This window comes from Vulcanococcus limneticus LL (assembly GCF_943369875.1).
GTDB lineage: Bacteria > Cyanobacteriota > Cyanobacteriia > PCC-6307 > Cyanobiaceae > Vulcanococcus > Vulcanococcus limneticus_A.
In genome coordinates, this window is sequence record NZ_CALROT020000002.1 from 45,458 (window position 1) to 58,536 (window position 13,079).

At 68.3% G+C, this 13,079-nt stretch carries 12 protein-coding genes; 3 read left to right on the plus strand and 9 right to left on the minus strand.

The features are described 5' to 3' along the window. Nucleotides 1-6 precede the first annotated feature (6 nt). A complete protein-coding gene (locus tag ACLV7J_RS02850; protein WP_411867626.1) occupies nt 7-912 on the plus strand; it encodes a polyphosphate kinase 2 family protein in 906 nt (301 codons plus the stop codon). 171 nt (nt 913-1,083) lie between these two features. Here ACLV7J_RS02850 and ACLV7J_RS02855 read toward each other — a convergent pair whose 3' ends face one another. From ACLV7J_RS02855 to ACLV7J_RS02870, 4 genes are all read right to left on the minus strand, one after another. Then, on the minus strand, nt 1,084-1,377 hold the full coding sequence (locus ACLV7J_RS02855) for a hypothetical protein (protein WP_411867627.1): 294 nt from the start codon (nt 1,375-1,377) through the stop codon (nt 1,084-1,086). Nucleotides 1,378-1,426: 49 nt separating this feature from the next. After that, the gene (locus ACLV7J_RS02860) at nt 1,427-1,729 is read right to left on the minus strand and encodes a hypothetical protein (RefSeq protein WP_411867628.1); all 303 of its coding nucleotides are present in this window, start codon (nt 1,727-1,729) and stop codon (nt 1,427-1,429) included. A gap of 76 nt (nt 1,730-1,805) precedes the next feature. Beyond that, nucleotides 1,806-2,057, minus strand: coding sequence for a DUF3136 domain-containing protein (locus ACLV7J_RS02865; protein ID WP_411867629.1), 252 nt, complete (start codon nt 2,055-2,057; stop codon nt 1,806-1,808). 158 nt (nt 2,058-2,215) lie between these two features. Further along, nucleotides 2,216-2,509 carry a hypothetical protein gene (locus tag ACLV7J_RS02870; protein ID WP_411867630.1) on the minus strand — a complete coding sequence of 98 codons (294 nt, stop codon included), beginning with the start codon at nt 2,507-2,509 and terminating at the stop codon, nt 2,216-2,218. On the opposite strand from ACLV7J_RS02870, the gene ACLV7J_RS02875 reads away from it, so the two are divergent. Next, a complete protein-coding gene (locus ACLV7J_RS02875) occupies nt 2,508-2,990 on the plus strand; it encodes a hypothetical protein (RefSeq protein WP_411867631.1) in 483 nt (160 codons plus the stop codon). The genes ACLV7J_RS02870 and ACLV7J_RS02875 overlap by 2 nt on opposite strands. A gap of 22 nt (nt 2,991-3,012) precedes the next feature. Here the strand turns inward: ACLV7J_RS02875 and ACLV7J_RS02880 are convergent, their stop codons facing one another. The 5 genes from ACLV7J_RS02880 to ACLV7J_RS02900 all read right to left on the minus strand — a co-directional run bounded on the left by ACLV7J_RS02880 (nt 3,013) and on the right by ACLV7J_RS02900 (nt 11,283). Further along, nucleotides 3,013-4,626: a glycosyltransferase family 2 protein gene (locus ACLV7J_RS02880; RefSeq protein ID WP_411867632.1), complete on the minus strand. Its 1,614-nt coding sequence runs from the start codon at nt 4,624-4,626 to the stop codon at nt 3,013-3,015. Further along, on the minus strand, nt 4,626-5,963 hold the full coding sequence (locus ACLV7J_RS02885; protein ID WP_411867633.1) for an HlyD family type I secretion periplasmic adaptor subunit: 1,338 nt from the start codon (nt 5,961-5,963) through the stop codon (nt 4,626-4,628). The genes ACLV7J_RS02880 and ACLV7J_RS02885 overlap by 1 nt, the downstream gene beginning before the upstream one ends. A 44-nt stretch (nt 5,964-6,007) precedes the next feature. Further along, nucleotides 6,008-8,098: an ATP-binding cassette domain-containing protein gene (locus ACLV7J_RS02890; protein ID WP_411867634.1), complete on the minus strand. Its 2,091-nt coding sequence runs from the start codon at nt 8,096-8,098 to the stop codon at nt 6,008-6,010. 17 nt (nt 8,099-8,115) lie between these two features. After that, nucleotides 8,116-9,780 (minus strand): ABC transporter transmembrane domain-containing protein, encoded by a 1,665-nt coding sequence (locus ACLV7J_RS02895; protein ID WP_411867635.1) that lies wholly within the window; start codon nt 9,778-9,780, stop codon nt 8,116-8,118. Between the two features lie 1,365 nt (nt 9,781-11,145). After that, a complete protein-coding gene (locus ACLV7J_RS02900) occupies nt 11,146-11,283 on the minus strand; it encodes a hypothetical protein (protein ID WP_411867636.1) in 138 nt (45 codons plus the stop codon). Nucleotides 11,284-11,845: 562 nt separating this feature from the next. On the opposite strand from ACLV7J_RS02900, the gene ACLV7J_RS02905 reads away from it, so the two are divergent. Further along, complete coding sequence (locus ACLV7J_RS02905) at nt 11,846-13,066, plus strand: hypothetical protein (protein WP_411867637.1); 1,221 nt, start codon at nt 11,846-11,848, stop codon at nt 13,064-13,066. The last annotated feature ends 13 nt before the right edge of the window (nt 13,067-13,079 follow it).

A 13,079-nucleotide genomic window follows, 5' to 3' on the forward strand; every position in this document is an offset into this window, starting at 1 on the left:
GGGGCCATGCGCAGAACGGAGCTGATCCAGCGGGCCCGGGAGCTGTCCAGGCCGTTCCGGGTGGAGAAGGGGGAGACGTTCCGGCTGAAGCACGTGGATCCCGGCGACACCCAGGAGTTCACGGCGGAGGACAAGCCCCGGGCCAAGGAGGCCCTGGCCCTGGGGGTGGAACTGCTGGCGGACTTCCAGGACCTGCTCTACGCCCAGGACCGCTGGGCCCTGCTGCTGATCTTCCAGGCCATGGACGCGGCCGGCAAGGACGGCACCATCAAGCACGTGATGAGCGGGGTGAACCCCCAGGGCTGCCAGGTGACGGCATTCAAGGCACCCTCGGCGGTGGATCTCGACCACGACTTCCTCTGGCGCTGCAACCGGGCCCTGCCGGAGCGGGGGCGGATCGGCATCTTCAACCGCAGCTACTACGAGGAGACCCTGGTGGTGCGGGTGCACCCGGAGCTGCTGGAGCGCCAGAGCCTGCCGCCACGGCTGAAGCGCAAGGAGATCTGGCCGCAGCGCTTCGAGGACATCCGCCACTACGAGCGCTACCTGGCCCGCAACGGCATCGTGCCCGTCAAGTTCTTCCTGCATGTGTCGAAGCGGGAGCAGAAGAAGCGCTTCCTGGAGCGGCTCGAGAATCCCGAGAAGCACTGGAAGTTCTCCGCCGCCGACATCCGCGAACGCGCCCACTGGGACGCCTACATGGAGGCCTATGAGGACACGATCCGCCACACGGCCACGGCCGAGGCCCCCTGGTATGTGGTGCCGGCCGACAACAAGTGGTTCACGCGCATCGTGGTGGGGGCGGCCGTGATCGACGCCCTGGACGGCCTGGATCTGCGCTACCCGGTGGTGGATGAAGCGGCACGGCAGCAACTGCAGGAGGCCCACCGCGCCCTGCTGGCGGAGGACTAGCGCTGGCGGTCGCGGCTGGCCAGGCCGATGGCGGCGAAGCCCAGGCCCGCCAGGGTGCCGAACACAGTCACCATCGGCAGTTTGCGGGGGTCATGACGACGATTCAGCCCAGCTCGCGTTCAGTGCTCTGACCTGACCACCGGTTGAGCCAACACGTGTCTCCAACCTCAGTCACTTCACGGTGAACTGGGCGGCGGCCCGGGTTCGGCAGGTTTCGCGGGCCTGATCGAGGCTGGCGTTGTTGCTCACCTGCTCCAGGAAGCACTTGCAGGTGAAATCGCCCATGCCGGGAGGGGCCGTCTTGCGGGCCGCCGCCATGGCGGCATTGAAGCCCGCCAGGCACAGACCCATCACCCGATCACTGTCGATGGCGGCCTGGGCCGGGGCGGCACCGACCAGCAGGGAGCCCACGGCCCCCAGGGCCAGGGCGGCCATGCCGGGCAGGGAGCGCGCAGGGATCGCCATCGGAGCGGGAAGAGATGGGGTTCAGGCTAGAAGCCGCGCCAGGGGAAGCTCAGCCCTGCCACTGCAGCAACTGGATCGCGGCCTGGCGGCGGCTGAACAGCAGCACGATCCCCGGCTCTTCCGGCACCGGCAGGCCCGTGGCGGCCCGCAGCTGCTGGCGCTGCACCAGGGCGATGCCGCAGGTCTCGACCAGCAGCAGGGGCAGGGTGGCCTCCGTGCCGTGCATGGCCTGCAGGTCCAGGGCCTGGCGCGCCGCCCGGGCTCCCCGCTCCAGCCCCAGGGACTCCACCAGGGCCGACCAGAGGTCGTTCACCGGGCTCGCCGCCGCCAGATCGATCTCGCTGACCTGCATCGCGCCGGAACCATGCCCCGCCACTCTGGCCGACCAGCGGGCAGCGACGCGCCCCCGCGCCCCGGCCGGCAGCCCGTCAGCCGACCGGCTGGCTCGACCCCTCGGCCTGCTCGCTGATCTCGCGGCGCAGCAGGGCGGCCAGATAGTCGGGGGCGCGGTAGCGGTTGGGCAGGCAGGAGTGCAGGATCTCCAGCCGCTCCCAGCAGACGGTGCGCTGGATGCGGGTGAGGCTGCGGCCCTCAAGGAGCAGCAGCTTGAGGGCCTTGCAGTAAAGGGAGTAATTGGCCTCCAGTTCGCCGATGGTCAGGCCCGGATTCGCTGAAGTCATCGCTGGGATCCCATCGGATGTCGGGCCTCAAAGGGCGTGCATCGGCCGCTGGCGGCCCCATGGCCGCCGGCATCCCTGGCGGGACTATCGCCGCTCCTTGAGTTTGACGACTGGACCATCCCGCAGCCGGTGCTGACCGACACCCTTCGGGGCGTTGTTCACGCAGCGGGGCCGTCGGTCTCCGGAGTAGCGGCGGCGTCGATCGCGGCCTTAGGGGCCGCCGCCTCCAGCATCTCCAGGGTCGGCAGGATGGTTTCCACCTCGTCCTCGTTGTCGAGAAAGGCCTCGAAGGAGCGGTAGCGGCGGATGGTGGGGGCGTAGCGGGGATCCGCGCACACCTCCTGCCAGCTGAGCTCCTTGGGCTTCAGGTCCTGAAAGAACGCCAGGGCTTCGGCAAGATCAGCGGCATCGCCACAGCCCTCCCCCTCCCAGAGCAGCTCGTAGAAGGTCATGGTGCCTCCGGCAGCCCCCTCAATCTATGGACCCCCGGCGGGCCGCCATCGCCGCTGGCGCCGCCGGACGCCTGCGGCCGCCGCCGTCATCGTCGTCGCCGCTGTTCTGGCCACCGGCCGTTTCGGTGGCTGGCTCCCCATCGGCGCCGCCAGGGCCCAGGTGGAGCCGCCGCCGCTGCCGCCCGCCGCCACGCGTGAGCAGGCCCAGCGCACCCTCGCGGCCGGCCAGGCCATGGAGCGCAGCGGCCTGGAGCTCTCCCGCCAGCCGGATCCCCAGACGAAGCAGCGGGCCTGCAGCGTCTTCTATCTGGCCCAGGTGGCCTACGCCCGGGCCGTGGAGCTGGGCATCGACAGCGCCGAGGCCGAGATCGACCGGCTGGAGACGATGAAGCAGGGGCTCGGCTGCGACCCGAGCGCGGGTGCCTCCTCCGACGAGCCCGCCACCGGCGCTGGCGAAGCGGAGGTGCCAACCCCCAACTGATGCGCCCGGTCGAGCCTGGGAATCACGCGGCCAGCGGATCGGATGGGGGAGGCGGAATGCACTGGTTCAGGCGTTCCCGAAGCTGCCGATCTTCGGGGGTCTGCTCCAGCAGCTTCAGCAGCCAGGGAGCGGCTGCCAGGGGATTGCCCTCCTCAACCTCCAGGGCGGCGAGATCGTCCCAGACGCAGCGATCCACCTCGGTCCAGTGCAGGTAGCGCAGGTAGGGATTGCTGGCCGCGGGGTGCCAGCCCCGGATCGGCCCGGGGCCCTGACTCGGACGGTGGGCCTCCACCACCGAGGCGGCGTGCTGCAGCCAGAAGCGCAGGGCCCGGCGCCTCCCCAGCAGCCTCAGGGCGATGGTGAGCATGCGCAGGCCGGGCAGGTAGTCGGGATCGTGGCTGAGCAGCTGCAGCAGGCAGCGCACGACCCGCTCCCAGTCCTGCAGGTCATAGGCAAAGGAGGCCTCGATGTAGAGACGCGCGCAGCAGTAGTGGAGGCGATCGTCGCCGGAGAGCGACTCGATCACCAGCGGCTGCTGCTCGATCGCCACCAGCCCCTCAGTGGGCGACAGCCCGCGGATGGCCTGAAGACGGGCCTCCTGCAGCATCGGCAGGTAGGGGCCGAACCGCTCAAAGAAGACCTCCATGGCGCTGGCCTGGCGCTCCGGGGTGAGTCCCAGGCGCTCGCCGTAGCGCCTCAGTTGCGGGCGCTCCTGCTCCAGGCAGACCAGGGCGGGATCGAGCAGCGCGCCGTAATCGCAACGCAGCTGCTCCAACAACTGGGCAAACACCGGCGGGGCGTAGAGCACCGTCCCGCAGCGGAGGCTGTTCATCAGCAGCCTGGGAATCTCCGGGCTGCCCGTGTTGGCATGGTGATAGTCCGGCTGCAGGTCCGGCGGCAGGCCATCGGCAGGCCAGGGGTCGGCGACATCCGAGCGATCGCTGGAGTCGGCATGGACCGGCATCACATCCCGGTAGAGGTGCCCCACCGCCAGCCGCTGATCCAGCATGCAGCGATAGCCGCAATAGCCCGCCAGCATCGAGAGATAGCGATCCTCATGGCCCCAGCCCTGGAGAAAGAGCGGAAACCCGAGCAAGGCTTCGTAGGCGGCGCGACGAATGGCGAAGAACCCCCCATTCACGAAGGGAACGATCTGACCACTGATGGGCTCGACGCCCTGTCGCACCCAGGTGGTGGCTTGATGGCAGAGGCGCTTGCTGCTGTACACATGGCCGGCATTGCTGCTCTGGGTCCGCACATCGATGCAGTCGACGGCGAGCAGATCACTGCGGCGTTCGGCGAAATGACGCTCCACCTGCTGCCAGAGATCGACCTGGGGGAAGGTGAGGTGGGCATCCAGAAAGATCAGCACCTCACCGCGACAGCCGATCGCGCCGCGATGGCGGCCGGCCGACACCCCCCGAGCCTGGCCGTGGCGCGTCAGGCGCAGCTGCCCCCTGTCCCGCAGGGCTCGCCAGGGAGGCTGCTCCAGGAAGGCGGCACAGCCATCCACCGAGCCATCGTCAACCACGGACACCTCAAGGCCCCCTTGCGGGGGATCCAGGGCCAGCGCTCCCTCCACGGTGCGCTGCAGCAGCTCACCCTCGTTGCGGCTGCCGATCACCAGGCTGAGCATCAGGCCTGTTCATGCAGAGCATCACCAAAACCGCGACGGATCGGCCCCAGCAGATACATCAACAGATTGGTGCGATCCGTGAGGATGTCGGCCGTCAGGGTCATCCCTGGCACCAGCACATTCTTGCCGGCAACCTTGCCGGCATAGTCGCGATCCAGGGAGAGCCGCACCTTGTAATAGGGCTCACCCGACTGCTCATCCTGGAAGGTACTGGCCGAAATGGCGATGACCCGACCAGGCACAGTTCCGTAGCGGGCATAGTCGTAGGCCTGCACCTTCAGCTCCGCCCGCTGGCCCAGGCGCAGGTTGCCGATGTCCCTGGGTTTCACCCGGGTGAACGCCATCAGCCGCTCTCCGGTGGGCACCACCTCCGCCACCAGGCTGCCCGGGGCCACCACGCCTCCCACCACCTTGACCGGGAACGACTTGACGATGCCGTTCACAGGGGAGCGCACCTGAAGACGATCCACTTCCGAGCGCTCCCGGCGCAGGGTGCTCTGCAGTTCAGCTTTCTCGCCGGTGACCTGGGCCAGCCGGGTGTAATCCTCCATCTGAAGCTTGGCCTTCAGCTGCTGCAGGGCCACGACGGCCTCGGCCCGGGTGCCGTCGAGCTCCGCCAGCTGGGTTTCCGTGTTGGCGATCCGCCGCTCGGACTCCAGCACGGTGACGTGCGGGATGGCTCCAGGGGCATCCAGGGATTCATAGGCCCTGGTCTGCTTCTTGAGCAGCGCCACCTCATCGAGATACTCACGGCGCTTGGCATCCAGCGTGGCGATCCTCTGCTCGGCGGCGCGCAGTTCCCGCTGATAGTTGGCGGCCCGGGCCCTGCGCAGATCGCTGAATGCGGCCACCACGTCGGGGGCGGGCTTGCCGATCAGGGTGCGACTTCCCACCACCTTCTCGCCGAGGGCATCGCGGATCTGCTGCTGCTCGAGCATCAGGTTGGTGATGCGGGTCGCCGTCTGCTGGGCACGGGTGCCCAGCTCCCCCTCATCCAGCTTGATGAGCACCTGGCCCCGCTGCACCGGGTCGCCCTCCTCCACCAGCACCTGGGCGATCACACCGCCCTCCAGATGCTGAACCTTCTTCACATCGCCGGCCGGTTCCACCTCTCCGGAGGCCACCACGTAGTTCTGCACCGGCACCAGGGCCGACACCAGCAACGAGCCCGCGAACACCGCCACGCCGCCCACCAGCCAGCGGCGCAGGTTCAGGGGCACCTGGCCCGATTCGAGCGAGAGGGCCTCACTGAGGCGGGCCTGGCCAGCAGCTTCAGCCAGCCCCGGCTGAGCATCGGAGCTCCAGGCGTCAGTGGGAGGGGTGGGCGTGGAGGGCATGGCAGGAGCAGAGGGATCGGAGGGACGTGGTGGGATGGCCGGCGTCACGGTGCCCCCCGTGCCGCCAGCAGTTCGGCTGGGGTGCCCTGAAAGGCCACCACACCAGCCCGCAGCACGACCAGGCGGTCGGCCTGAGCCATCAGCTCCGGGTCGTCACCGGTGACCAGACAGGTGGTGGAGCCGCGCAGGGCCTGGAGCAGGCTGAGGAGGGCCCGGCGCTGGGGCTCCCGTAGCCAGAGCATCGGTTCGTCCAGCAGCAAGATCGCTGGCGTACTCAGCAGCACCCGGGCCAGGCTGATGCCGTAGATCAGATCCATCGAGATCTCCGCCTGCCCCTTGGTCGGGGCGAAGCGTCGATCCAGGCCTTCCCCGTCGAGCAGCGACTCCAGGCCAAGACGCTCGAGGATCGCGTGCATCTGGGGATCCGTGGCACTCGGATTGCCCAGGAGGAGGTTCTCCCGCAGGGTGCCGGGGAACAGCCTGGGGTTCTCGCCAACGCGGCCGACGGCTGAACGCAGCTGGGAGAGGGGGATCTGGCGCTGATCACAGCCATCGAGGAGCACCTTGCCGCTGCCAGGCCGGTAGTGGCCCTCCAGCAGCTTCAGCAGCACCGAACGACCGGATCCCTCAGGACCGCCGATGACCACCAGCTCACCCGGCTGAATCCTGAGGTTCACAGCACTGAGGGACGGCTCCAGCAGATCATTGAGCCGCAGCGACACATTCACCAGCTCGAGACCACCGACAAACTTCTGAATCAACCAGGGCTGGGTGATAGCCGGGGCCGGCTCGACCTCCGGACTGGCCATCAGGCGGTTGAGCTGATCGAGGGAAGGGCTCACCTGCTGCCAGCGAATCAACGACTGGAACAGCAACTGGAACGGCCGGAATACGCGCCAGACAAAGAACATGGCGGCCAGCAGCGTGCCCAGCTCGATGCCCTCCCCCTGGAGGGCCAGGGCCGCACCGGCAGCCAGCACCAGAACGCCTGTGAGCTGTGAGAACTCTCCGGTAAGGATCGTGACCAACTCCTGCAGCCTGTAGGTCGCGAGCGACTGCTTGGTCGACTGGGCGGAGGCACCCTCGAAGCGGGCCTGCCAGATCCGCTCCTCCCCCTGGTGCTTGATGCGGGGCAGATGCTGGAGGAGATCCAGCTGGATGCGCTCCAGGTCGGACGAGCCAGAGACCAACGTCTGGTTGATGGCGGCGCCGGAGAGCGACACGACCCAGATGCCGCCCATGCACAGCAGAACCACCACCACCGTGAGCAGGGCCAGGGACGCACTGATGGAGGCCAGCGCAGCGAGAAAGACCACCACGTAGGGCAGATCGAGCAGGGCCAGCGCCGCGGGGCCCGTGGTGAAGTACCGAAGCCCCTGGAAACTGCGAAGCCGTGTCGCCAGGGTGAGCGGCAGGTAGCGCTCCAGCTGGGGCAGCCGCATCAACAGGATCTGCTCCAGGGCTCGGAGCGAGACGATCAGATCGAGCTGGGCACCCAGGGTGGCGAGCTGCAGCTGGCGGCGGTGGGTCAGCCACATCTGCAGACCCACACCCCCCAGGGCGAAGGGCAACAGCCGGAACATGTCGGCCGCCTGCTGACCAGGAATCTCAACGTTGTAGACAGCTCGTACGTAATAGGGAAGGATCAGCGCCAGTAGATTGATGAAAAGGGAGATCAGATAGAGCCGCCAGATCATCGGCGAGAAGCGCAGCAGCTGGGCCTGGTACCAGCGGCCATCACGACGTCCCCCAGAGGACGGATTGAGGATGAAGCGATAGGCGTGAACCCTGCCGTTGATCTGCCCGGCAGGAGGGAGATCCTCGGCCCGCCGCAGCAACAGCAGGCGCCCCTGCGCATCCGGCAGCTCCAGCAGAAGCGGGAAGGGTCCAGCCCCAAGCGAGGCTAACTGGCGTGGACCGACGGACTTCACCGTCCAGCGGTAACCCAGGTTGGAGAGGGTGTTGAACAGATCCACCCTGTCCATCTGCTCGGGCGAGCCACAGAGGGCATTGCGCAACTGCCGCGACTCACCCTTCCAATCCAGGGCTGCCAGCAGCTCAAGCAGCAGCTGCACCTGGGCAGAGGACGACTGCTCCAGCCGGTCCCAGAACTGATCGCCACCGGAGGGAGCCAAGGCAACCTGTGCGGCAGTCATGCGCTCACCTCCGTCAGGCGATCGCCCTGCCAGCGCCATCGGAGCAAGCCAGCCACGGCCGGCAAGGGAACGGGCTCAGCCACCGCGATCAGGCGACTGGCTGCAGAGGGCAGCTGCAGCAGCCAATCGAGCAGTTCGGGCGCAGGTCGACGACCCGTGTGATCAATCAGCAGGGCGGCAGGCTGCTCCATCAGAGCCGCCGCCACCTGAAGACGGAACTGGAGCCCCCGGGAGAGCGGGAAATCGGCCTGCTCCCCCACGGTGGTGTCAAATCCCCTGGGCAGGGCCTGGATCTCCGCGGAAAGGCCCAGGGCATCGCAGAGGGTCACAGCCTGCGCGCCAAGAATGGAGGGCCGGAACAGCGTGAGATTGTCGAGCACGGTGCCCCGGTAGAGGGTGTCCATGGGGGTGATCAGGGGAAGGCGGCGCCGCAGCTCACTGAGGGAGTAGCTGGCGGTGGGCTGCCCGGCGTAGCGAATCGGGCCCGTGTCGGTGGAGGCAAAGCCGGTGACCGCGGCCAGCAGACGACTGCTCTGGCCTGGTTCACCGCCATCGAGCACCAGCAACGATCCCTGGGGGAGCCGCTGGCCCGCCAACGCGAGATCACCCGTGGAGGGCACCGGCTCACCGCTCAGGAGGTGGGGCTCTGCAGGAAGGCTCTGCACCGCCTGCAGATTCGCCTCTGCCAGAGCCATCTGCTCATGCAGGGAGGCCATGCCGAAGAAGCGGCTGAACGGCAGGGTGATCTGACGGCTCAACAGGGTGCAGGCGGCCAGGGCCCCTGTGCTGAGGTTGTGGTGCATGGCCATCCAGGCGCCGAGCGACACCACCAGCAGCGCCGACCACTGGGCATACACCTGGCCGATCTGCTGGAGCCTGGAGGCGGCCACCTGCTGCTGGCGGGTGACCAGACTGAGCTGCTCCTGGATCGGCTCCAGCCGACGCACCAGGAAGCCTTCAATCGCCAGGCCCTTCACCGTGCTGGCGCCTGTAAGGCAGGAGAACAGCACGGCATTGCGGTCGTTCTCCCTGTCCTGGCGCCCCCGCAGGGCCTGGGCCGATTCCCGGACGGCGCGACGGGCGGGGGCCACGAAGGCCGGCAGCAGCAGCAGGGGCACCAGGAACAACCAGCCGCCGATCAGCGCCATCACGACCAGGTACAGGCCGACAAAGGGAACGTCGAGATAGCGGAACAGCCATTGCTGGAGAAAGCGGTTGCGCAGCACCGAGCCACTGCGCAACTGGGTGACGCGCTCTTCGAGGGTGGAGGCCATGGATTGCTCCAAGGGTGCCGCAAGCAGGGCACGCACCCCAGCCAACTGCTGATTGTGCTGATCCGCGGCACCCATCAGGGTGAGCACACGGCTGCGCACAATCTTGAGAATCAGGTCCAGCAACACCACCACCAGCAACACGCCAGTGAAGACCAGCAGGGTGTCACCAGCCTTCTGCGGCAACACCGCAACGTAGACACGATTGATATAGAAAGGAACAGCAAGAACGAGCAGATTGATCGCGATCGAAGCAGCGATCACGGCCTGAACGTCTCTGTTGGCAAGATCGGGGCTCCAGCCGCCGGAGCTTGGATTGAGCGCCACCGGCACATCTGGGACTACGCGGATCGTAAGGGCGACAACGCCATCAGGCAGCCCCCTCAGCATGCCGATTGCGTTTTGATTACATCGGTGTGACGAAGCTGATCACCGCAGCATTCGGTTGAGATGCCGGGATGCCCTGAGTTGAATAGGTTGTGGTGATCAGAGCAATGGCCCAACCTGCATGGCCGTGGACCCCCTCGATCCCAGCGCCGCAGGCCTGCCGGAACGGCCAGAGGAGATTCCCGCAAGCAAGGGTGAGCCCCAGGCGTCGATCGGCACTGAGCTGGGCAGAAGCGAGCGACGGCGTCCCAATCTGCTGCGTCGACTCGCGGCGCTGATCGGGCTTGAGAACCTGCACAGCGGCGACCGGGAGACCTACGAAGCAGCCCGAGAGAGCAGCCCGGAAGGGGGCCGAACGGTCATCACGGATGCAGAAGCCGACCGAGAGCGCTGGCCGAGTGCGCTCCCCGATGCGCCCCTGGATCGCCCCTGGAGTGAGAGCGCACCCGAGCCGAACAAGGCCGGCGACGAACTCGGGCTGACGCCCCCCCAGGACCCGGACCGCAGCCGGACCCCTGATCCAATCCCGTCGGAGAGAACACAACCCCCGGGGGCGACCTCATCCCTCGACAAGGACCCAGGATCAGTTGCGAGTGGCGCGCCCACGGAGGCGTCGCGCCTTCCCAGCAGCACGCCGTCTCGAGAAACGTCGGCGCCGGCGATCACCCAGCCGCCCACCGGTGGTAGCGAGCCGCCGACACAGCCTCCCAGTGGCAGCACCCTGCCGCCACAAGTCACGCCCTCCACAACCGGGCAACCCACCGATGCGCCCCAGGGAGGCGTGCCCACGCAGCCGCCGCTGCCGACCCTCGCGCCACAGGCGCCCACCGCTGCTCCCCAGGCACCGACCTTCACGCCGCCGGTTCCCACCGGCGCTCCCTTCGCGGTGCCGACCCTCGCGCCGACCCTGGTGCCGACGGCTGCACCGCCCCTTCCCACCGGTGCCCCCGCGGTGCCGACCCTTGCGCCATCCCTGGTGCCGACGGCTGCACCGCCGCTGCCCACCGGTGCTCCCGTGGTGCCGACCCTTGCGCCATCCCTGGTGCCGACGGCGGCGCCGCCCCTTCCCACCGGCGCTCCCTTCGCGGTGCCGACGGCTGTACCGCCGCTTCCCACCGGCGCCCCCGCGGTACCGACCCTTGCGCCATCCCTGGTGCCGACGGCTGCGCCGCCGCTTCCCACCGGTGCTCCCGCGGTGCCGACCCTCGCGCCACAGCCGCCCACCGCTGCTCCCCAGGCACCGACCTTCACGCCGCCGGTTCCCACCCCAGCTCCCTACGCCGTTCCGACGGCGGCGCCGCCGCTCCCCACCCAACCGCCGTCCACCGGCACGCCGACCGACGCGCCACCGGCGATTACACAGCCGCCTCAGACCGGTGCGCCCACCCAGCCGCCGTCCACCGGCACGCCGACCGACGCGCCGCCGGCGATCACACAGCCGCCACAGACCAGCGCACCCACCCAACCGCCGTCCACCGGCACGCCGACTGACGCGCCGCCGGCCATCACGCAGCCGCCTCAGACCGGTGCGCCCACCCAGCCGCCGTCCACCGGCACGCCGACTGACGCGCCGCCGGCCATCACGCAGCCGCCACAGACCGGCGCACCCACCCAACCGCCGTCCACCGGCACGCCGACCGACGCGCCGCCAGCGATCACCCAGCCGCCCACCCAGCTCACCCAGCCACCCTCTGAAGCAACCAGCGCGCCCCCACCAGGGCAGCTAACCGCGCCTCCGGGGTTCCCAACCGACTGGCCCATCAAGCCATGGAGCGTGCAGTGGTGGATCGATCACCATCCGACGCAACCCCCAGTCCACACGCAGGCGCCCACGCAGCCGCCCAACGGCGGCGGCACGGAGACACCGACACAGCCGCCCGGTGGTATCACGCAGCCGCCCCAAGGCACACCCTCCACACCCGACCCCCTCACCGAGCCGCCCAACGCGGTACCCACCCAGCCGCCGTACATCGTTCCGCCGCAGTTCCGGCCCACGGTTCTGGATCCCGACAAACCACCGACGGGGACCCTCGCGCCGCCACTCGACCCGCACGGCAGCATTCCAGCCGTGGGCTTCGGCAACCCCGAACCAGGCCACCGCTGGGAGATCACCCAACACGGCCAGCCACCACCAACCGGTGGAGCGCCACAACAGCAGGCCGGCAGCGATTGGGGCCGGGTCACGATCGACAACACCGGTCAGGTTGGCTTTGAGCGCAATCAGGACCTGATCGAACAGTGGGCCCGCCAACATCCTGAGGATGTTGAAAGCCAGACGAGCACCACCACCCATCACAGTGGCAGTGGCAGCACCACGACCACTGCCGGTGAAGTGGTGAATCCCGGAGGACATGCCAGCGCCAAGCTGGCCTTCCAGACGGGCAATGCCTGGTGGAAACATCCCTCGGCACCGCAGCAGGGTCCGGAGGGCCACGAAGAATCGCGGTCGGAAGTAGCTGCGATGAGCTACTCCCATGTGTACGACGTCTACCGGGATGGCCAGTACGTCGGCAGCTATCTAATGACCGGCGATCTCAAGCGGGAGACCTCCACAACAGAGACCGTCACCAACCAATGGACTGGCTATTCAAGGCAAGGTGGTGGACACGTTGTCTATCAGGACAATCAGCCGCCTGGATCGGGTCACGGGGCCAATGCCGTGCACTACCAACTCACCCAGACAGGTGTCGTGGATCCTGGCTCGGTGCACACAACCAGCCAACTGGACATCGGCTACGTCGCCCCCCAGAACCTCGGAGCCATTGGCCCCAATGCCCAGGTCGTCACGGGCGACATCCACGATCCCCTCGCGCCGTCGCCAGCGCCGCCGCCGCCACCCCCAGGCGGCCTCGACGCGGAGGATGAGCCCGATCCGCTGGCGCCCCAGGGTGCCGGCAGCGGAGCTGCTGCAGCCCCGAACCCCATGGCCAATGCCCTGGCAGAAGCCGTGAAGAGCGTGGCCAGCGGCGAGATCCTGCCCGCTGCAGGAGCAGCCGACATCCCCAGGCCCCCCGAAGATCCAGCCCTGACGCCGCCGGATCCCCAGCAGCTGGCGGAGGCTGTTCAGGAGCTGGGCACAGCACCACCCAACCTGGCTACCGCCAACACGGCGACCCAGGCGGGTACCGGCGAAGCCGTACCCGTCACCAGCAACGTGGATCCGATGGCCGAGCCGATGCCGCAACCGACGGAATCGCTGGATTCGGACACTCCCAGCGACGATCCGCTCGCCGATACGCTGGGATCAGCGCCGGATGACAACGACGATCCAGGATTGCCCCCAGCCTGAGCTGGGGGCAGCG

Excerpts from the sequence above, each read along its gene's own strand:
- ACLV7J_RS02870 (WP_411867630.1), bottom strand. The coding sequence starts at position 2,509 with ATGACCTTCTACGAGCTGCTCTGGGAGGGGGAGGGCTGTGGCGATGCC.
- ACLV7J_RS02850 (WP_411867626.1), top strand. The coding sequence starts at position 7 with ATGCGCAGAACGGAGCTGATCCAGCGGGCCCGGGAGCTGTCCAGGCCG.
- ACLV7J_RS02855 (WP_411867627.1), bottom strand. The coding sequence starts at position 1,377 with ATGGCGATCCCTGCGCGCTCCCTGCCCGGCATGGCCGCCCTGGCCCTG.
- ACLV7J_RS02880 (WP_411867632.1), bottom strand. The coding sequence starts at position 4,626 with ATGCTCAGCCTGGTGATCGGCAGCCGCAACGAGGGTGAGCTGCTGCAG.
- ACLV7J_RS02865 (WP_411867629.1), bottom strand. The coding sequence starts at position 2,057 with ATGACTTCAGCGAATCCGGGCCTGACCATCGGCGAACTGGAGGCCAAT.
- ACLV7J_RS02875 (WP_411867631.1), top strand. The coding sequence starts at position 2,508 with ATGGTGCCTCCGGCAGCCCCCTCAATCTATGGACCCCCGGCGGGCCGC.
- ACLV7J_RS02900 (WP_411867636.1), bottom strand. The coding sequence starts at position 11,283 with ATGGCCGGCGGCGCGTCAGTCGGCGTGCCGGTGGACGGCGGTTGGGTG.
- ACLV7J_RS02885 (WP_411867633.1), bottom strand. The coding sequence starts at position 5,963 with ATGCCCTCCACGCCCACCCCTCCCACTGACGCCTGGAGCTCCGATGCT.
- ACLV7J_RS02895 (WP_411867635.1), bottom strand. The coding sequence starts at position 9,780 with ATGCTGAGGGGGCTGCCTGATGGCGTTGTCGCCCTTACGATCCGCGTA.
- ACLV7J_RS02860 (WP_411867628.1), bottom strand. The coding sequence starts at position 1,729 with ATGCAGGTCAGCGAGATCGATCTGGCGGCGGCGAGCCCGGTGAACGAC.